17 protein-coding genes, 1 tRNA gene and 1 riboswitch are annotated in these 18087 nt (G+C 68.3%); of the genes, 9 read left to right on the top strand and 9 right to left on the bottom strand.

The genetic code is table 11. The annotated features are described in order from the left end of the window. Positions 1 to 90: 90 nt before the first annotated feature. Positions 91 to 1020 carry a LysR family transcriptional regulator gene (locus ACZF5Y_RS01680; RefSeq protein WP_497534101.1) on the top strand — a complete coding sequence of 310 codons (930 nt, stop codon included), beginning with the start codon at positions 91 to 93 and terminating at the stop codon, positions 1018 to 1020. 37 nt (positions 1021 to 1057) lie between these two features. Here ACZF5Y_RS01680 and ACZF5Y_RS01675 read toward each other — a convergent pair whose 3' ends face one another. Then, positions 1058 to 2098, bottom strand: a complete 1041-nt coding sequence (locus ACZF5Y_RS01675) for an alcohol dehydrogenase catalytic domain-containing protein (protein WP_497534100.1) — start codon at positions 2096 to 2098, stop codon at positions 1058 to 1060. A 111-nt stretch (positions 2099 to 2209) separates the two neighbouring features. On the opposite strand from ACZF5Y_RS01675, the gene ACZF5Y_RS01670 reads away from it, so the two are divergent. From ACZF5Y_RS01670 to ACZF5Y_RS01640, 7 genes are all read left to right on the top strand, one after another. Next, the gene (locus ACZF5Y_RS01670; RefSeq protein ID WP_497534099.1) at positions 2210 to 4345 is read left to right on the top strand and encodes a bifunctional lysylphosphatidylglycerol flippase/synthetase MprF; all 2136 of its coding nucleotides are present in this window, start codon (positions 2210 to 2212) and stop codon (positions 4343 to 4345) included. Then, positions 4338 to 5084, top strand: coding sequence for a DUF1345 domain-containing protein (locus tag ACZF5Y_RS01665; RefSeq protein WP_497534098.1), 747 nt, complete (start codon positions 4338 to 4340; stop codon positions 5082 to 5084). Before ACZF5Y_RS01670 ends, ACZF5Y_RS01665 begins: the two co-directional genes overlap by 8 nt. A 108-nt stretch (positions 5085 to 5192) precedes the next feature. Next, a riboswitch (FMN riboswitch) is annotated at positions 5193 to 5334 on the top strand. Between the two features lie 59 nt (positions 5335 to 5393). Beyond that, positions 5394 to 6575: a bifunctional diaminohydroxyphosphoribosylaminopyrimidine deaminase/5-amino-6-(5-phosphoribosylamino)uracil reductase RibD gene (gene ribD / locus ACZF5Y_RS01660; RefSeq protein ID WP_497534097.1), complete on the top strand. Its 1182-nt coding sequence runs from the start codon at positions 5394 to 5396 to the stop codon at positions 6573 to 6575. Next, positions 6575 to 7267 (top strand): riboflavin synthase, encoded by a 693-nt coding sequence (locus ACZF5Y_RS01655; protein ID WP_497534096.1) that lies wholly within the window; start codon positions 6575 to 6577, stop codon positions 7265 to 7267. The genes ribD and ACZF5Y_RS01655 overlap by 1 nt, the downstream gene beginning before the upstream one ends. Further along, the gene (gene ribA, locus ACZF5Y_RS01650; protein WP_497534095.1) at positions 7264 to 8559 is read left to right on the top strand and encodes a GTP cyclohydrolase II; all 1296 of its coding nucleotides are present in this window, start codon (positions 7264 to 7266) and stop codon (positions 8557 to 8559) included. Before ACZF5Y_RS01655 ends, ribA begins: the two co-directional genes overlap by 4 nt. Positions 8560 to 8605: 46 nt before the next feature. Continuing rightward, positions 8606 to 9094, top strand: coding sequence for a 6,7-dimethyl-8-ribityllumazine synthase (gene ribH / locus ACZF5Y_RS01645; protein WP_497534094.1), 489 nt, complete (start codon positions 8606 to 8608; stop codon positions 9092 to 9094). A 205-nt stretch (positions 9095 to 9299) separates the two neighbouring features. Then, positions 9300 to 11342, top strand: coding sequence for an ABC transporter ATP-binding protein (locus ACZF5Y_RS01640; RefSeq protein WP_497534093.1), 2043 nt, complete (start codon positions 9300 to 9302; stop codon positions 11340 to 11342). 72 nt (positions 11343 to 11414) lie between these two features. Here the strand turns inward: ACZF5Y_RS01640 and ACZF5Y_RS01635 are convergent, their stop codons facing one another. From ACZF5Y_RS01635 to ACZF5Y_RS01625, 3 genes are all read right to left on the bottom strand, one after another. Beyond that, entirely contained in the window at positions 11415 to 12059 is a 645-nt protein-coding gene (locus ACZF5Y_RS01635) for a hypothetical protein (RefSeq protein WP_497534092.1), read from the bottom strand. Continuing rightward, a complete protein-coding gene (locus tag ACZF5Y_RS01630) occupies positions 12056 to 13687 on the bottom strand; it encodes a polysaccharide deacetylase family protein (protein WP_497534091.1) in 1632 nt (543 codons plus the stop codon). Before ACZF5Y_RS01630 ends, ACZF5Y_RS01635 begins: the two co-directional genes overlap by 4 nt. Before the next feature lie 61 nt (positions 13688 to 13748). Then, the gene (locus tag ACZF5Y_RS01625; protein WP_497534090.1) at positions 13749 to 14888 is read right to left on the bottom strand and encodes an acyltransferase family protein; all 1140 of its coding nucleotides are present in this window, start codon (positions 14886 to 14888) and stop codon (positions 13749 to 13751) included. 42 nt (positions 14889 to 14930) lie between these two features. Between ACZF5Y_RS01625 and ACZF5Y_RS01620 the strand changes: the two genes are divergently transcribed. Beyond that, entirely contained in the window at positions 14931 to 15539 is a 609-nt protein-coding gene (locus ACZF5Y_RS01620; protein ID WP_497534088.1) for an SOS response-associated peptidase family protein, read from the top strand. 29 nt (positions 15540 to 15568) lie between these two features. Here the strand turns inward: ACZF5Y_RS01620 and ACZF5Y_RS01615 are convergent, their stop codons facing one another. The 5 genes from ACZF5Y_RS01615 to ACZF5Y_RS01595 form a co-directional block, all read right to left on the bottom strand. Then, positions 15569 to 16543: an IS481 family transposase gene (locus tag ACZF5Y_RS01615; RefSeq protein ID WP_497534087.1), complete on the bottom strand. Its 975-nt coding sequence runs from the start codon at positions 16541 to 16543 to the stop codon at positions 15569 to 15571. Positions 16544 to 16636: 93 nt separating this feature from the next. Further along, complete coding sequence (locus ACZF5Y_RS01610) at positions 16637 to 16963, bottom strand: DUF7882 family protein (protein ID WP_053351263.1); 327 nt, start codon at positions 16961 to 16963, stop codon at positions 16637 to 16639. 73 nt (positions 16964 to 17036) lie between these two features. Then, complete coding sequence (locus ACZF5Y_RS01605; RefSeq protein WP_497534085.1) at positions 17037 to 17264, bottom strand: hypothetical protein; 228 nt, start codon at positions 17262 to 17264, stop codon at positions 17037 to 17039. 9 nt (positions 17265 to 17273) lie between these two features. After that, positions 17274 to 17606 (bottom strand): DUF7882 family protein, encoded by a 333-nt coding sequence (locus tag ACZF5Y_RS01600; protein WP_497534084.1) that lies wholly within the window; start codon positions 17604 to 17606, stop codon positions 17274 to 17276. Between the two features lie 359 nt (positions 17607 to 17965). After that, positions 17966 to 18037, bottom strand: a tRNA-Thr gene (locus ACZF5Y_RS01595). Between the last annotated feature and the right edge of the window lie 50 nt (positions 18038 to 18087).

Here is an 18087-nt window from a genome sequence, read left to right as displayed (position 1 = left end):
GTCAAATACCCTTTTGACCTGGGATTCATACCGTTTCACTCGTAATCAACCGGTAACGGAATGGGAACATTCGCGGCGTATCGTGGCCCCATGGAACTCCGTCAGCTGCGCTACTTCTTAGCGGTATCAGACGAGCTCCATTTCGGCCGCGCGGCCGAACAGCTGCATATGTCGCAGCCCCCGCTGAGCCTCCAGATCTCGCGGCTGGAGCAGGAACTCGGGGTCACGCTCTTCGAGCGCACGACGCGCAGTGTGCGCCTGACCGCAGCCGGCCGGCACCTGCAGGCCCGCGCCCGGGCAGTGCTCGCCGAGCTCGATGAGGTGCGCGGCGAGCTCCGCGACTTCACCGACGGGTTGACCGGCGCGTTGCGCGTCGGTTTCGTGAGCTCCGCGAATTCCACGCTGCTGCCCGGTGTCGCGCGTCGCTTCCGGGCAGAGCGACCCGGGGTGGCCCTCGAGTTGATTCCGCTCACCTCGGGCGAACAACTCGAGCGGTTGCGCGACGGTTCGCTCGACGTGGCCATCGTGCGCGACGAGGCCCCCGGCCTGACCGGTCGCGCAGCATCGGCGATCCGCGCCGAGGTCGTGTACGAGGAGCGTCTCGTCGCCTGCCTGCCGCGCACGCATCCGCTCGCCTCGCAGCGGGAGGTCACTGCCGCAGAAATCAGTACGGTGCCGATGATTGCGTACCCCCGATCGATGATGTCGGGGTTCGTGGATCGCGTCGCCCAGGTTCTCGGCGAGGCGGGCAGCGTCGCCCGTGTCGCCGAGGAAGTCGTGCACCAGGAGACGGCGATCGGCTTCGTCGCCGCCGGGGTCGGCACGAGCATTCTGCCCGAGTCGATCGGCCTCCTCGTGCCCCCGTCGATCGCGACCGTACCGCTCGCGGGCTCCCCGACGACCCAACTGCTGGCCGCCCGACGCGCGCGCAGCGATCAGGGCGCGGCGATCCGCACGTTCCTCTCGTGCCTGCGGGCCTCGGCCGCCGAGCTGCGGGCGCCCGCGGCAGCCGCTGCCTGACAACGGCCGGATCGCCGGGCGCCCACGAGTCCACCCGCTACGGGACGAGCACCGCGCGGCCCTGCACGCGCCCGTGATGCAGGTCGTCGAACGCCTGCACTGCGTCGTCGAGCGAGTAGCGCACCACCTCGACGCCGATCTTGCCGGCGCGAGCGAGCGCGACCGCCTGGCGCATATCCGAGCGGGTGCCGCCGTACGCGCGCTCGATGTTGACGCCCCAGGGCAGCGGCGTACCGCTGCCGGCGACGTAGCTGAACGCACCATCGCCGAGCCCGACGAAGCGGATGGCCCCACCGCCGCGCACGACGGCGAGCGCCAGGTCGACGGTGGGCTGCACGCCCACGAAGTCGAACACGACGTCGGCCCCGACGCCACGGGTCTCCGCGAGAATGCGCGCGGCTGCATCTCCGTCGCTCGGCAGCGCGAGGTCGGCGCCGTGCGATTCGGCGAACGCGAGCTTCGCGGGGTCGGTGTCGAGTGCGATGATGCGCGCGCCGGTTGTCGCGGCCAGAATTTGCAGCGCCATGTGACCGAGGCCGCCGAGCCCGATGGTCACGACGGTGGCGTCACCGGTCATGCGATCACGCACCGTGTTGATGGCGTGCATGGGGGTCAGCGCCGCGTCGGCGAGCGGCGCCGCAGCGACCAGGTCGAGGTCGCCGATCGGGTCGAGGTGGTGCGATTTCACGGCGATGTAGTCGGCCATGCCCCCGGGGCTGCCGATGCCGGGCGACAGCGGCGCGAGAGCCGCGCGCGGGTACACCGTTTCGCACTGATTGTCGCGGCCCGCAAGGCACTCGCGGCACTGCCCGCAGGCGAGAATGAGGGCGACGAGCGCGCGATCCCCCACCTGCCAGCCCCGCACGTCGGCACCGAGCTGCTCGACCGTGCCCGACACCTCGTGGCCGAGCGTGCTGCCGATGAGCGGGTTGTCGTCGCCGAAGCCGATGATCGCGATATCCGAGTGGCAGAGCCCCGCGCCTCCGACCTTCAGCAGCACCTCATCGGGCGCGATCTCGGGCACCGGCTTGTCATGGATCTCGACGGTGTTGTTCCTGACGTACGTTACGGCGCGCATCACCACTCCAGTTCCGGCCGCGGCAGCCCGCGACCTCGCGTTGCAGACAGGCGGAGTCCCCGCCCGCAATCCACGCTAGCCGCCTCTCGCCACGATCTCTAGACTGAGTCCATGACTGCCGCCGAGGCCCCCCAGCGACCCGACGAACGCACTCCGAACCGGGTGCTCGGCGTGCTGCGTCGCACCCGGTTCACCATCGCATTCCTGCTCACCATGCTGGTGGTCGGCATCGCGACCGGCACGCTCTGGCAGCCCACCGTCGATCAGCCCTGGTACCCCGAAGTTGCGACCGGCCTCCCCGCCTTCCAAGAGGGCCGCTGGTGGACGATCTTCACGTCGCCGTTCTTCGTCGATCATCCGCTCGTCTATCTCACACTGCTTCCTCTGCTCGTCGGCGGCCTCAGCTGGGCCGAGTGGCGCTTCGGCGCGCTGCGCACCGCCGGCCTCGCGCTCGGCGGGCACGTGCTCGGCGTGCTGGGCGCCGCGGGCATTCTGCTGCTCGTCTCTCAGACGGGGTGGGTCTGGGCGGTGCGACTGTCGAACGATCTCGACGTCGGCCCGTCGTGCGCGGCGTTCACCGCGCTTGTGTTCGCGATCGCGACGCTCCCGGCCCCCTGGCGCCTGCGCGCCCGCATCGCGATCGGCCTGTGGGTCGGCATCTCGGTGCTCTACCTGGGCGAGCTCTACGATCTCGAGCACGCCGTGGCGATGACGGTGGGCCTGATCGCGAGCGGCTGGCTCCCTGCCTTCCGCCACCCGGCGGGGCGGCCCACGCAGCGCGAGTGGCGCCTCATCGGGCTCTCGGGCCTCATCGCGGTCGGCGTGATCCAGATCATCGACCTCGTTGTTCCATTCGACGGCCCCCTCGGATCGAATCACCCCGCAGCCTCGTTCATCGATGTCGCGATCGACATCGTGGTCATCGCGCTCATCGCCAACGGCATTCGCAAGGGCTATCGCGTGGCGTGGATCGCGGCGCTCGTGCTCGGCCTTTTCAACCTCGCCACGGCGATCCTCGGGTTCATCTTGATTCCGACCGCCGTGGCGGCCGGCGCCGTCGACTCCCCGCGCGAGCTCTTCGCGCTGCTGTTGGCCCCCGCACTGCTCTGGTTGGCGATCGTGGTGTTCCTCATCGTGAGCCGCGGGGCTTTCCGCGTGCGGCTGCGTCAGTCGCGCCGCACGCTTGCCGCCGAGCCGCTCACCCGAGACCAGCTCATCGACCGTCTCGAGCGATTCGGGGGCGGCACGATCTCGTGGATGACCACGTGGGAGGCCAACCAGCGCATCGCCGCCGGCGACGGGGCGATCGCGTATCAGGCCCACGCGGGCGTCGCCATCATGCTCGGCGACCCGCTCGTTGCCGCGTCGGAGCGCTCGGCAGCGCTCGAGCAGTTCGCGCACACCACGCAGCAGGCCGGGCTGATCCCGTGCGCGTTCTCGGCCAGCACGGCGTCGGCTGTTGCGAAGCCCGAGGGGTGGCGCTCCGTCGTCGTCGCCGAAGACACGATTGTAGATCTGCCCGGGCTCGCGTTCACCGGCAAGGCTTGGGGCGCGGTGCGCACGGCGGTCAACCGAGCAGGTCGCGAAGACATCTCCTTCCGTATGGTGACTCTCGCCGACGAACCGTGGAACGTCCTCGCGCAGGTGCGCGCCATTTCGGAGCAGTGGGCCGGCGACAAAGGGCTCCCCGAGATGAAGTTCACGCTCGGCACCGTCGAGGAGGCCCTCGACCGAGACGTGCGCGTCGGCCTCGCCGTCGACCCCGAGGGCAACTTGCACGGGGTCACCTCGTGGCTGCCCGTGTACGGGCCGGCCGCCGCCGACACCGGCGAGCCCCGCATCGTCGGGTGGACGCTCGATCTGATGCGCCGTCGCGACGGCGGCTTCGGCCCGGTCATGGAATTCTTGATCGCCTCCTCGGCGAAGCATTTCTCAGATGAGGGGTTCGACTTCGTCTCACTGTCGGGGGCGCCGCTCGTGCGGCCATCGGCAGCCGAGGCGGGCCCAGTCGATCAGGTGCTGGATCAGCTGGGCGGTCTGCTCGAACCCCTCTACGGCTTCTCCTCGCTCCATCGCTTCAAGCAGAAGTTCAATCCGCGATCCGAGTCGCTGCATCTGCTGTTCCGAGACGAGGGCGACCTGCCGCGCATCGGCATCGCGCTGACGCGCGCCTACCTGCCCGACGCCTCGATGCGCGATCTCGTCTCGTCGGCGACGGCCGGCGCGTCGGGCTCCGGCCATGACTGAGCCTGCTGCGGCGAGCGCTGCGCGCACGGCACAGACCGCGCGGGCCACGCGCCGTGCCCGTGTCACCACCGCGTTCAACGTCGCGAATGAGATCGGCGGCCTGCTCGTCCAGTTGCTGCTCGTCTGGGTCGGCTGGTGGGTGGTGTGGGGCTCCGACGACGAAGCCACCGACACGGTGCAGTTGGTGCTGTGGTGCATCATCGCGACGCTGTATCTCGGCTCGACGGTCATCGCACTGAATGTGCTGGTGCGCATCGACCGGCCCGACCCGACCGCGGTACGCATCATCGTCGGCCACCCGATCACGCGCGCACTCTCGACGATCGTCACGTTCGGAGCGAGCGCCATCGGCCTCATCGTCGCACTCGACCTCATCTCCCAGCTGGGCCAGGGCACGCACGAGCCGATCGCCGAGTTCTCAGCCGTCTGGGCGATGCTGCTGTCGTGGGCGATCTTCAACTGGGGCTTCGCCCGCATCTACTACTCGAAGTATCACCGCGCAGCCGAGCCATCCCTGCTTTTCCCCGGCACCCCTGAGCCCCGGCTCGTCGACTTCGTATATCTCGCGTTCACCAACGCCACGACCTTCGCGGTCTCCGATGTGCAGATCACGAGCACTCGCATGCGCTGGACCATCGTGTGGCACACCTCAATGGCGTTCTTCTTCAACGCGCTCATCATCGTGCTGACGATGAACGTGATCGCGAGCGGCAAACTGCTCACCGATCTGTTCGAGTGATCCCGGTATCGACCCGATCGACGCGCTGCTATGTTGCGCCGTGTTGCGCCCCGGGCGAAATCAATGCACCCGCATTCACACTTCCGAGCGATGCGGACTACGATGATGATCGTGTTCCGGGGTCGGTGTGATTCCGAACCGGCGGTGACAGTCCGCGAGCGTCGTACCCACGATGTTGAATCGGTGAAACTCCGATACCGACGGTGATGGACGCCTGATGGCGTTCGAGTCCGGATGAGAGGAACGCGCGGGTGACGGGCGTCCGTCGACCCTGCGCACCCGGCACGCAGTGGAGAACGGCGGACCGGGATGCTCGATCAGGGCCTCATCGAGGAGGGCATGCGGCGCGGTCTGACGATCGCACGACGCGGCCCCGCCGACACCCCGAATCCGCAGGTCGGCTGCGTGCTGCTCGACCCCGAGGGGCGCATCGTCGCCGAGGGGTGGCACCGCGGTGCCGGCACCCCCCACGCAGAGGTCGATGCCATCGCTCATCTGCCTTCGGAGTGGCGATCCCGCACCCGCGAACTGACCGCCGTGGTCACCCTTGAGCCCTGCAATCACACCGGCCGCACCGGCCCCTGCGCCGTCGCGCTCGTCGAACTCGGCGTGGGCGCGGTCGCATACGCGCTCTCCGACCCCGGCCAAGCGTCATCAGGCGGCGCCGATACCCTGCGCACGGCCGGTATCGAGGTGCGCGGAAACGTGCTGCCGGGCGAGGCGCGAGCGCTGCTGGGTCCGTGGCTGGCGGCGCAGGGCGGATCCGGCACGACTGCCACCGACGCCGTCCTCGAATCGACCGACGACCTCGCCGCCACGCGCCCGCGCGTCATCGTCAAATGGGCGCAGACCCTCGACGGGCGCGCCGCCGCAACCGACGGGTCGAGCCAGTGGATCACGGGGCCCGAGGCCCGCGCCGACGTGCACGCACGCCGTGCCGCGGCCGACGCGATCCTGATCGGCACCGGCACGCTGCTCGCCGACGACCCCACGCTCACGGCGCGAGACGCGCACGGCGAATTGCTGGTGCCCGCGGCGGATCAGCCCATCCCCGTGGTGCTCGGCCATCGCGCGATCCCCGACGCCGCACGGCTGCGCCAGCACCCGGCGCTCGCGGCCCACGGACTCGCGGCGCCGATTCAGCTCACCGGCGATGACCTCGCCACCGATCTCGCGGAGCTCGCATCGCGCGGCATCCGCAGCGTATTCGTCGAGGGCGGGCCCGCGGTCGCGAGTGCACTGCTCGCCGCCGGGTTCGCCGACGAAGTGCTCGTGTACGTCGCCCCCGCGCTGCTCGGAGGCCCGAAGCTCGCGATCGGCGACCTCGGCATTCCGAATATCGACGCGATCGCTCGCCTCTCGGACGCGGCCACGACGGCACTCGGCGACGACCTGCTCGTGACCGCACGACTGGATCACCGGCTCGATACCGCGCTTCACCCCGACACCGCACCCCCTGCCGCTCTCGGCGCCTCCACGGAAGGATCCTGATGTTCACTGGACTCATCGAAGAAATCGGCGAAATCGTCTCCGTGGAACCGGTCGACGATTCGCTGCGACTCGTGGTGGCCGGGCCGACCGTCACCAGTGACGCGGCGCACGGCGCCTCGATCGCCGTCTCGGGCGTCTGCCTCACCGTGATCGATCGCGGCGAGACAGCCGACGGACGCGCGACCTTCACGGCCGACGTCATGGCGCAGTCGATCAAGATGTCGACGATCGGCGACGTCGCCCCCGGCAGCCGGGTGAACCTCGAGCGCGCTGTGCGCGTCGACACCCGCCTCGGCGGGCACATCGTGCAGGGCCACGTCGACGGCACGGCCACGCTGATCTCGGCGACCGAGCACGAGGCCTGGCGCGTGCTGCGCTTCTCGCTCGACGCGGCGCTCGCACCCCTGCTCGTCGACAAGGGCTCGGTCACGCTCTCGGGCGTCTCGCTCACCGTCTCGTCGATCTCTGCGGAGTCGGAGCCCGAGCAGTGGTTCGAGGTGTCGCTGATTCCCGAAACGCTCGTCGCCACGATCCTCGGCGGCCTGCAGCCCGGCGACCGGGTGAACGTCGAGACCGACATTCTCGCCCGCCATGTCGCCCGCATGCTGCGCCTCGGCGTCGGGCCCGCCGCAGTCGAACTCTCCACCGCTTCCGAGCTGTCCGCCTCCACCACCGAAGGAACCCGCGCATGAGCACCACCGACTCCGCAGCCCCGCGCACGCCCGGCATCTCCACGATCGACGAGGCCATCGCCGCCATTCGTGAGGGTCGACCGGTGATCGTCGCCGATAACGAGGATCGCGAGAACGAGGGCGACATCATCATCTCGGCGGAACTCGCTTCGGCCGAGTGGATCGCCTGGACCGTGCGCTGGTCATCGGGCCTGCTCTGCGCGCCGATGACGAATGCCATCGCCGACGAACTCGACCTGCCGATGATGGTGTCGCGCAACGAAGACGTGCGCGGCACCGCGTACACGGTGACCGTCGATGCGGCGCACGGCGTCACCACCGGCATCAGCGCGAGCGACCGCTCCACGACGCTGCGCGCGCTCGCGAACCCGAACGCGGTGCCGACCGACGTGCGCCGCCCCGGCCACGTGCTGCCGCTCCGGGCGGTCGACGGTGGCGTGCGCGCCCGCGACGGGCACACCGAAGCCGGCGTCGAACTCATGCAGCTCGCCGGGCTGCGCCCGGTCGCCGCGATCGCCGAGATCGTCGCCGACGATGGCGAGATGATGCGCTTGCCTGAACTCATTCAGCTCGGCGCGCGCGAGGGGGTACCGGTGATCACCATCGAGCAGCTCATCGCATACCTGAACGAGCACGACCCCGCGGGTGCCCCCGCTGCCGAAGAGCAGATTCGACGCGGGGTGAGCCTGCGCGCCGATACCCTGCTGCCGACCGAGCACGGCGACCTCCGCGCACTGGCCTACCGCGACCGCCGCGCCGGTATCGACCACGTCGCGCTGGTCGCCCCGCTCCCCGACGGCTCACTCCCCAGCGGCCAGGCGCTCGTGCGCGTGCACTCCGAGTGCATCACGGGCGAGGCGTTCGGGTCGCTCAAGTGCGAGTGCGGCCCACAGCTCGACGCCGCGCTCGACCGCGTGCACGAGGTCGGCGGCGTCGTGATCTACCTGCGCGGCCACGAGGGGCGAGGCATCGGGCTCGCGAACAAGCTCCGTGCGTACCAGCTGCAGGAGCAGGGCGTCGATACGCTCGACGCCAACCTGCAGCTCGGCTTCCCCGCCGATGCCCGCGACTACACCGCGGCCGCCGAGATCCTCGCAGACCTCGGTATCGACCACGTGCGCCTGCTCACCAACAACCCCGAGAAGGTCGCACAGCTCGAGGCGCACGGCATCACCGTCACCGAGCGCGTGCCGCTGCTCGTCGGCGTGACCGAGCAAAACCTCAACTACCTCGCCGCCAAGCGCGACCGCATGGGGCACCAGCTGCCCGAGAACGTGCGCGACAGCCAGTAGGCTCGGCGATCCTGCACCCCACCCACCTCTTTCGAAGGAGCACCACATGAGCGGAGCCGGAGCCCCGGATCTCACCGTCGACGCCACCGGCCTGCGGGTCGCCATCATCGGCGGCAGCTGGCACGCCGAGATCATGGATCACCTCGTCGCGGGCGCGCAGCAGTCGGTCTCGGCCGCCGGCGCCGAGCACGAGACGTTCACCGTGGCCGGCGGGTTCGAGCTGCCGCTCGCCGCGCAGGTCGCGCTCACCCCTCGCGAATCGGGCGGCGGAGGGTTCGACGCGGCGGTGTGCCTCGGCATCGTGATTCGCGGCGGCACCCCGCACTTCGAGTACATCAGCTCGTCGGTGACCGACGGCCTGACGCGCGTGCAGCTCGACACGGGCAAGCCCGTCGGCTTCGGCGTGCTCACCACCGACACCGAGCAGCAGGCGATCGACCGCTCGGGCCGCCCGGGCGCCCCCGAGTCGAAAGGCCGCGAGGCCGCCGAAGCCGCGCTGCACCTCGCCGTGCAGCTGCGCGCCATCACGGCGTAGGTTTCGCAGCTCCGCTGCGCTCCCGCCCGCGCTTCCGCCCGCACCTCTGCGATCGGGGTAACTTCGGACCAGTGTTGCGGCGCATTTCGGCGCCCGCACTGGTCCGAAGTTACCCCGATCCGGTTGGGGGCGAAGCGGTGGGGCGGCGGGGTGTGGCCGACGCAGCGCGGCGGATCACCCAGCCCCGAGCGCGTAGGCTGGGCGGGTGACCGGGTCAGCAGCACCAGCAGCTTCTTCTTCAGCCGACAGCACTTCGGACGGCGCCTCCGCCAACGCCGGCGAACGGCAGCCGGACGGCGGCGCCGGGCCCCGCTCGCGCGGCCGACGCGGCGGCGCTGACGCGGCGTCTCAGGCGACCCGCGGCCCACGCGCGTCGATCCGCCAGTTGATCCCGTACCTCTTCGAGCAGCGTCGCCTGCTCGTCATCGCGCTCGTGCTCGGCCTTGTCGCCGCCGTCGCGTCTCTCGTGCAGCCGCCGATGCTCGGCCAAATCATCACGCGCGTGCAAGAGGGGCTGCCGCTCGGCGGATTCCTGGCGGCACTCACGGCGATCGTGGTGGTCGGCGCCGTGCTCAGCGGCCTGCAGCACTATGTGCTGCAGCGCATGGGCGAGGGCGTGGTGCTCACCAGCCGCAAGCGCCTCATCGCGAAGATTCTGCACCTGCCGATCTCGCAGTTCGACCGCCGCCGCACGGGCGACCTCGTCTCGCGCGTCGGCAGCGACACGACGCTCCTGCGCGCCGTGCTCACCCAGGGGTTGGTCGAGGCGATCAGCGGCCTCCTCATCTTCGTGGGCGCGCTCATCGGCATGCTCGTGATCGATCCGGCACTGTTCGGCATCACCTTCAGCGTCATCGCCGTCGCGCTCGTCGTGGTGGTCGCCGTCTCGTCGCGCATCCGCCCGGCCGTGGCCCGCGCGCAAGAGAAGGTGGGCGACCTCGCAGCGCAGGTGGACCGCTCCATCTCGTCGATCCGCACCATCCGGGCCGCCGGCGCCGCCGACCGCGAGCAGGCGGCGACGGAGCGCGATGCGACGGAGGCGTACGTGCTCGGCGTCAAGGTCGCCCGCATTTCGGCGTTCATCGTGCCGGTGTCGTTCCTCGCACTGCAGCTGTCATTCCTCGTGGTGCTCGGGCTCGGCGGCTACCGCGTCGCCACCGGTGCGATCACCATCGCGCAGCTCGTGACCTTCATCATTTTCCTCTTCCTGATGGTCACCCCGCTCGGCCAGGCGTTCGGCGCGATCGCCGCGATCAACCAGGCGCTGGGCGCGCTGGGCCGCATCCAAGAGATCGCTGGCCTCGACACCGAGACCGAGCATGACGCCGAGCGATCCCCCGCCGGCCGTCTGGTGCCGCTCGATGAGGCGCGCGACGATGCCGCCCCCGCCATCGAACTGCGCGATGTGCACTTCACGTATCGCTCCGCCGCCCCCGAGCGCGCCGACGCCCGCGAACTCGTGCGGGGCGGTCGCGGGTCGCGCCGCGACGCCGAGGCCGCACCCGCAGACCTCATCAAGACCGAGGTGCTGCGCGGCGTGAGCTTCACGGTGCCGCGCGGGTCGCGGGTCGCACTCGTCGGGCCATCGGGCGCGGGCAAGTCGACGATCTTGGGCCTCGTGGAACGCTTCTACGATCCCGAATCGGGCGTTGTCGCACTGCACGGTGCCGATATCCGATCGCTCGACCGCGCGGAGCTGCGCCGCCAGTTCGGCTACGTCGAGCAAGACGCGCCCGTGCTCGCGGGCACGCTGCGCGAGAACTTGCTGCTCGCGGCCCCCGACGCGACCGATGCCGCGTGCGAGCGTGTGCTGCGCGCGGTGAACCTCGGCGGGTTGCTGGATCGCGCCGGCACCTGGCAGTCCGGCCCCGCGAGCAGCGGGCTCGCCGGGGCGCTCGACCTCCCCGTCGGCGAGAACGGCGTGATGCTGTCGGGCGGTGAAAAGCAGCGCCTGGCCATCGCGCGCGCGTTGCTCACGGCCCCGCCGATCCTGCTGCTCGACGAGTCAACCGCGAGCCTCGACGGGGTCAACGAGCGCCTCATGCGCGAGGCGCTCGACGCCGTATCGACCGGCCGCACCCTCATCGTGATCGCGCACCGTCTGTCGACGGTGGTCGACTCCGACAAGATCGTGGTGCTCGATGAGGGCCGCGTGATCGGCGAGGGCACTCACGAGCAGTTGGTCGAGAGCACCCCGCTGTACCGCGAGCTCGCGCAGCATCAGCTGCTGGTGCCCGAAGACGACTGAACGCGGGTCGCCGGCCGCGCACGCTCCGGCTCCGGCTGCGGCTCCGGCTCCGGCTCCGGCTCCGGCTCCGGCTCAGTCTGCGAGCGGCACCCGCTCGAGCAGCTCGCTCAGCGCTGGCCGGTACCGGTCAATGTCCGCGCCGTTCGTTCGGGCGAGGAAGCCGACCGCAGGCCCTTGCGCTGAGTCCTGGTTGAGCATGAGCGTTCCGAATACGGCCCGGTCGCCGTCAAGGTGGAGCAGTGCTGCGCCGGAGGCCAACCGTTCGCTCACCATGTCAAAATCGGCGATCTCTCCTGACTCTTTCAGTCGAGCTACACCGAACTCCTCTACGGCCCCCGCACGATTCCAAGTCGAGCTGTCAGAGATCTCCACCGACAGCACCCCGTCGGGCGAGGTGAGTACGACGCCGGTCTGCGCGCCGAACACGACCGACCAGTCGAGCAGCGGGGGCAGCGGCGGCCACGAGATGAGTTCGCGCACGAGCGGCCGCACGACCCATCCCTCGGGCGCAATCAGCGCGGCGTCGCCCCCAAGACCGATCGATTCCGATCCGTCGGCGACGCGCTCCTGCAGGTGTGCGACGTGCGCCGGGGCGAGCGTGGCTCCGTAGCCGACGAGCACGACGACGAACGCGAGGGCTGAGAGCAGCAGCGCGCGAGGCCAGCGTCGCGCGCGTTGCGGCTCGGGCTTCGGCGGCGTCGACGGTGCTGCGCTCATCGTCCGAACACCTTGCCGTTCGGCAGCGAATCGCCGAACATCGTGCTCACCGTCACCGGGGTCAGCCCGCGATCGCGCAGCCCGCGCATCACCGGCCCGACCGCCTCGACGCTGTCGCCGTGCGTGTCGTGGAAGAGGATGATGTCCCCGGGCTTCGCCACATCGACCGACCGGGCAACGAGTTCGTCGACCCCCGGGTCCTTCCAGTCGAGCGTGTCGATGGTCCAGAGGATCGCAGGCTGGTTCACCGCTCGCAGCACCGCGTCGTTCACCGCACCATAGGGCGGACGGTAGGTGCGCACCGGCGCCCCCACGAGGTCGCTCAGAATGCGTTCGGCGTCGCGCACTTCCGCGCGCGCGGCGCGGGGCTTCAACGTGGTCAGGTCGGTGTGGGTCATCGTGTGGCTGCCGATCTCGAAGCCGGTGGCGGCAGCGGCGCGCACGAGAGCCGGCTGCTGCTGCGCTGCCGGTCCGAGCATGTAGAACGTCGCCGGTGCGCGCTCGGCGCGCAGACTGTCGAGCAGCTGCTGGGTGTGCGATGACGGGCCGTCGTCATAAGTGACGGCGACGCAGGCGACGAGCGCGCAGTCGACCGGAAGATCGGCTCGCCACTCGGGCAGTCCCGAGAACGGGGTGCCGCGCTTGGCGAACAATGACTCAGCGGTGTCGCTATCCCACGCGTCGAGCACTTCGGCATCGACGGTCACCGGAATGGGGTCGGTCGTGGGTTCGACGCCCAATTGCTCCAGTTCGGGTGAGGTGAGGCCCGCGGGCACCACGAAAGTCGCCCCGCCTTCGGGGGTGTGCCCCGCTGTCTCGAGCGCTCGCTGTGCAAGCTCGAGCTGCGCGGCATCGGGTTCGGCGAGCGGCGCGGCGCTCAGCGCTCCGGCGTCACGGCGCACGCTCTCCGCAACACGCGTCCACAAATCGGCCGCCGCTGCCGGCTCCCACATCGCCGCGCTCTCGGTGAGCGTGTCGGTGGCGACATCGATGAAGAAGGTGCGCGTGCGATCGGCAGTCACGCCGGTCGGCGTGCCCGCGACCGTGCGGAACGAAACGCCGACCACGGAGTCGAACGCCGATGTGATTTCGCAGACGACGGCAGTTCCCGTGCCGCCCGCGGGGCCGGTGCGCTCGTCGGAGAGCACCTGCGCGGCCGGCCAGGTGAGCGCGCCGGCGATGCAGCCGCGATCTCCCAGGCCCGCGGTGGCGGGGAACACCTCGGGAACGTAGGTCGCCTCGGTGAGCAGCCCGCGCACGCGAGCGTTGAAGGCGGCGGCACCGGCGATCTCGATATATCGCGCCTGCAGGTGGATGCCGTCGTTGCGGATGCGCCCCGATATCGCCCCCGGCCCGACGGTGTCGTGCAGAGAGAGCGCACCCTCGGTCGCGACTGGAGCCGTATCAGACGAAGCTGCGGTGGCGGCAGTCGACTCGACCGTCACCGCACCCGTTGCGCGATTCTGCCACTGCGGCGGCTGCCATGCATGATCGACGGGAATCGACGCGCAGCCGACCAGCGTCGCGGTACCCGCGGCCAGTAACGCCACGAGCACACCCCGGCGAACTCGGAAGCGCTGCCGCCGCAGCGGCTCACCCGACTGCGAGGCAGATCGTGCCTGCACCATGCCAGATCCCTCTCGCTCAGGTCATCCATAGCTGATGCTGAGCTTACCGGTTCTGCGCCGGTCAGTCCCCCTTGATTCTGCGGTTCTGGCGCTCACTCTCGTCGCGCCACTTCAGCATCCAATCGATGTTCGGAGTCAGTACCCACGAGAACAGGCGTTCGACCGGGGCGAGTGCGAGCAGCGCTGCGAGGGCGATCGACATGACGATGAGGATCGCGATGCCGGCTTCCCCGAGCGAGCCGATGGCGTCGATCACGCCGAGTTGCCGCAGCCCCCAGACCGCGGGGCCGTGCAGCAGGTACACCGATAGGGTGCGCGCACCCCACGCCGTCGTGAAGCGTTTGCGCCGGGAAGTCACTCCGAGCAGCGCGAACGTCATCGCAGCGGCAAGTGCCAGCAGGCCGGCAGCGACAGCAATGCCTCCGAGCGTCGTCTCGATCCAGAGGTGCGGCTCCCAGTCGCCGATGGGGGCGTTCTCGAATTTCCAGGCGTACCCGTCTCGCCAGGTGAGCCAATCGTCGACGCCCCAGAACGATTGCAACCCCGGGATCAGTGCGAGTGCGGCCGCCACGGCTCCGAGCAGCGCCCACGACGCCGCGCGTACCCATCGTGCGGGCCTGGCAAACCAGTCCCCGTCGAGCCAGCCGCGCTCTCGGGCAAGCCAGCCGGCGACGAAGAACGGGAGAAACGTGAGCGTGCGTGCGGCCGAGAAATCGGAGTTGATCACTGGGATCGCACCGCCCACGAGCGCGAGGCCGATCGACCACAGCAGCGGATGACGCAGTTGTGAGATGTAGGGCAAGATGATGCGCATCGTCACCAGTGTGACCAAGAACCACAGCGTCCACGACGGTGAGACGAGGAATGATTCACCCGGCGTGCTGTCCCAGGCCACGAAGCCGATGGCCGCCCAGATCGCCTCCCACATGATCCAGAGCACCACGAGCTGCACCGTCGATCGCACCGTCTTCGTCGACGCGTTCGCGCGCGAGAAATACCCACTCAGCAGGATCATCGCGGGCATGTGGAAGAGGTAGATGTAGGTGTAGATGCCGTAAGCGAGCGGGGTATCGCCCCGCACCGTCGAGATCATGTGGCCGATGACCACGAGCACGATCAGCGAGAACCGCGCGTTGTCCCAGAAGGCGACGCGAGGCTGCTTTCCGGGTTTCGTCGGGAGAACTGCCGTCGAAGCACTCATAGCTTCTAGGCTAAGCGACGTCTTGAGGCGTAGCCTGACCACATGTGCGCGTCATATGGACTCAGCGGGTCGCTTCCCCTCGACCTCGATCCGCTGAGCGAGCCCGAGAACGCAGCGCTGATCGATGCCTGGATCGCGCAGCGGTCGACCGGCGCGAAGATCACCGGGAAGAACGCGCGCAATCTCAATCCGGTGATCCGCGCCGATGCCGCTGGCGAGCGCTCGGTGCAACTCGCCTGGTGGTGGCTTTGGCTCGACGCGAGTGGGCCTGTGAAGTTCTCCGCATTCAACTCGCGTGACGACAAGCTGTTGCGCTCATGGAAGCGCCCGTTCCAGCACCGGGCGATCCTGCCCGCCACCTGGTACGTGGAGAAGCAGGGCCGCTTCCGTCTGCCCGGAGATGAGGCATTCGGCATCGCCGCACTGACCTCGACCGTCACCCTTGATGACGGCTCCGAGCTCCTCTCGTACTCGATGGTCACGCGCAACGCCGTGGGTGAGGCCGCCGACGTGTGGCCGCGTATGCCGCTCGTGCTGCCGCGCGAGTTCCACGACGACTGGCTCGACCCGGATCGCCCGGGAGATGCCGCGCTGGTCGCCGAGTCGCAGCTCGCCTCCGAAGAGATCTCGCGCGAACTCACGGCGCAGTAGCGCCTCCCTCGCTGATTCGCGCACCGCGCCTAGATGTACTGACCTCGACCGTTGTTGACGCGATCGATCGGAGATTGGCCCCCGATACCGAGATGGGGCCTGTCCAGGTTGTAATAATCGAGCCAGGCAGTCAACCCTGCCCGGCGATCCTCGTTCGACGCCCACGGCCGCGCGTACGCCCACTCCGTCGCGAGTGTGCGATTCAAGCGTTCGACTTTCCCATTCGTCCACGGGCAATGCGGACGAATGAACCGTTGCGCGATGTTGTGAGCGTCAAGAACACCACGAAACACTGCGGAGTGCCGGTATGCGAAAGCGTTATCGCTGATGACACGCTCGACCCGCACCCCAAGCAACGCATAGAACGCGATCGCACGCTCCAAGACCCCAGCCGCGGTAACACCTTTCTCATCATCGTGGATCTCGGCGTACGCGACACGCGAATGATCATCGATCACGGTATGGACATAGTCGTACCCGTGTCCCCGTTTCCGGTTCGGTCGTTCGCGACGACCGTGTAGCCGCCAACCGCCACCGTCGGGGATGCGGCCGAGTTTCTTGACATCGATATGGATCAACGAGCCTGGATGATCGTGCTCGTATCGGTTCGCGGATCGTCGTTCTGCGCGGATCCGAGTTCCCGTGACGGGATCGATATCGCGCAGCAATGGTTCCCGGTGGCGGCGCAGCACCCGTCCGACCGTCGAGGCGTGCATGCCGAGCTTGCCCGCAATGAAGACCGGGCCGCGGCGGGTCAACTCACGCATGATCCGCACACGAGTCTCCGCGCACGCATTGGTGCGGTTGGGATGCGTGTGCGCGACGCTGGATCGATCTTTCAAGCCCACGATCCCCAACTCACGGAATCGGCGCCACCACCGCCACGCAGTCGTGCGAGAGACCCCCATCTCAGCGGCGACATGCGCGACCGCACGCCCGGACTGGATGCGCTGAATCATGATCAAACGGCCCGCGGGAGCCAGTCGGGCGTTAGCGTGGGACATGAGAAGCCTCCGTGGTTCGAGATGTAGAACTAGACAGCTCCAACTCGACACCGGGGGCTTCTCTTATGTCAACAACGATCCGGGTCAGTACACCTAGATCAGGTCGGGCGCGCGCTTCGCGTACTTCTCGGCCTCCTCCTCGCTGACGACGACCAGACCGCGCTGCGTGTGCGAGAGCGCCGCAAGCGCGCGAATCCATACGGGATTCAGTTCGATCCGGTCGCCGCCGAGCCGAAAGGCTACGGTGACGTGCGGCGACAGCCACACCGACACTCGGCCGCTTCCTTCATCCGCAGTCTTCGTCCAGCTCAGGAAAAACCCTTCCTGCTTCAGCAGTTTCTGACCGATGACGGTCTTCAGATGCGCGAGCAGCCGATCCTCGAACGCATACTCATGATTACCGTGTATCAAGTACCCCATAGGGCTCAGACTGGCAGTGGAGAAAGTTCTGACCAGTGGTTGACTGAGCACGCTGCGACTGATAGTTCTTTCGTCAGGCCCCCGCGAATAGCCGGTCGGCGTACCTCACCGGCCGTTCGCTTGCGGAGTCGAACTCGGGAAGGCGGGGCTGAATGAGTTCATCGAAAGATGGCTCATCGGTTCCGTACGGGTTCTCGAAGTCACCGCTTGCAAACGGGTGGTGTACCAGTTCGTAATCCCACGCGGCGCGCAGACGCCGGCGCAGCTTGCGAACGTCAGGGCTTTCGACGATATTGCCCATGATGGCCCCCTATGCCGCCAAGACGGGATTGCGCTTCGCCCACTTCAGGGCGTCCATCTCGGTGAGGACGACGAGCCCGCGTGAACTGTGCGAGATTGCGAGGAGCGCTCGGAGCCAGTCTTGGTTGAGTTCAGGCTGTTTCCCGCCAGAGAAACGAAATGCGATCGGTGAGTGTTCTGAAATCCAGAGCTCATAGCGGCCGCTCCCCTTCGCAATGGGGAGTGACCAGCTGAGAAAGAACGACTCTCTCCTGCTGAGCTTCTGGCCGATCACCACTTTGAGGTGGGCCAGAGTGCGGTCCTCGAATTCGTATTCACGGTTTCCGTGTGCAATGTACCCCATACCCAGAAGTATGTCACAAGTTGTGCAATCTAGAAAACAATTCACCGCTTGGGTTAATTATTGTGTCTTCCACAATCTGGCGAACCATGGCAGTATCGACTCTCGTCCGGCCTCGATCGTCCTTGTGTACCCCATACACCGTCGAGGTTCGGCACGCGTCGATTCGCACAGATGAGACACCCTGCCCCCTCGTTTCCACACCCGGGCGAGGGGGCAGTTCATAGACGGTGTCCGTTCACCTCATGGGCCTGACCCTGGGCATTCAACCCGCGGGCCTCCTTCCGAAGCCGTCGGAGATGCGCTCGCAAAACAGAACAGGCCGCCCACCCAATCGGGCGGACGGCCTGTGTTTCCAGCGGAGCCGACTCCGGGATTTGAACCCGGGACCTGTTCTTTACGAGGGAACTGCTCTACCCCTGAGCTAAGTCGGCGCGGTGCGAAATCTCTCTCGCACACGAGAGATCACTTTAGCACGATGTGG

This window comes from Leucobacter sp. WKLB1 (assembly GCF_059696215.1).
The sequence above is the reverse complement of the archived record's forward strand: the minus strand, read 5'-3'. Positions and strand labels throughout refer to the sequence as shown.

What these genes read in the sequence shown, in the direction of transcription:
- ribD (WP_497534097.1), top strand. Translation starts at nt 5,394, where the DNA reads ATGCTCGATCAGGGCCTCATCGAGGAGGGCATGCGGCGCGGTCTGACG.
- ribH (WP_497534094.1), top strand. Translation starts at nt 8,606, where the DNA reads ATGAGCGGAGCCGGAGCCCCGGATCTCACCGTCGACGCCACCGGCCTG.
- ACZF5Y_RS01625 (WP_497534090.1), bottom strand. Translation starts at nt 14,888, where the DNA reads ATGAGTGCTTCGACGGCAGTTCTCCCGACGAAACCCGGAAAGCAGCCT.
- ACZF5Y_RS01670 (WP_497534099.1), top strand. Translation starts at nt 2,210, where the DNA reads ATGACTGCCGCCGAGGCCCCCCAGCGACCCGACGAACGCACTCCGAAC.
- ACZF5Y_RS01605 (WP_497534085.1), bottom strand. Translation starts at nt 17,264, where the DNA reads ATGGGCAATATCGTCGAAAGCCCTGACGTTCGCAAGCTGCGCCGGCGT.
- ACZF5Y_RS01615 (WP_497534087.1), bottom strand. Translation starts at nt 16,543, where the DNA reads ATGTCCCACGCTAACGCCCGACTGGCTCCCGCGGGCCGTTTGATCATG.
- ACZF5Y_RS01610 (WP_053351263.1), bottom strand. Translation starts at nt 16,963, where the DNA reads ATGGGGTACTTGATACACGGTAATCATGAGTATGCGTTCGAGGATCGG.
- ACZF5Y_RS01635 (WP_497534092.1), bottom strand. Translation starts at nt 12,059, where the DNA reads ATGAGCGCAGCACCGTCGACGCCGCCGAAGCCCGAGCCGCAACGCGCG.
- ACZF5Y_RS01680 (WP_497534101.1), top strand. Translation starts at nt 91, where the DNA reads ATGGAACTCCGTCAGCTGCGCTACTTCTTAGCGGTATCAGACGAGCTC.
- ACZF5Y_RS01655 (WP_497534096.1), top strand. Translation starts at nt 6,575, where the DNA reads ATGTTCACTGGACTCATCGAAGAAATCGGCGAAATCGTCTCCGTGGAA.
- ACZF5Y_RS01620 (WP_497534088.1), top strand. Translation starts at nt 14,931, where the DNA reads ATGTGCGCGTCATATGGACTCAGCGGGTCGCTTCCCCTCGACCTCGAT.
- ribA (WP_497534095.1), top strand. Translation starts at nt 7,264, where the DNA reads ATGAGCACCACCGACTCCGCAGCCCCGCGCACGCCCGGCATCTCCACG.
- ACZF5Y_RS01665 (WP_497534098.1), top strand. Translation starts at nt 4,338, where the DNA reads ATGACTGAGCCTGCTGCGGCGAGCGCTGCGCGCACGGCACAGACCGCG.
- ACZF5Y_RS01630 (WP_497534091.1), bottom strand. Translation starts at nt 13,687, where the DNA reads ATGGTGCAGGCACGATCTGCCTCGCAGTCGGGTGAGCCGCTGCGGCGG.
- ACZF5Y_RS01675 (WP_497534100.1), bottom strand. Translation starts at nt 2,098, where the DNA reads ATGCGCGCCGTAACGTACGTCAGGAACAACACCGTCGAGATCCATGAC.
- ACZF5Y_RS01600 (WP_497534084.1), bottom strand. Translation starts at nt 17,606, where the DNA reads ATGGGGTACATTGCACACGGAAACCGTGAATACGAATTCGAGGACCGC.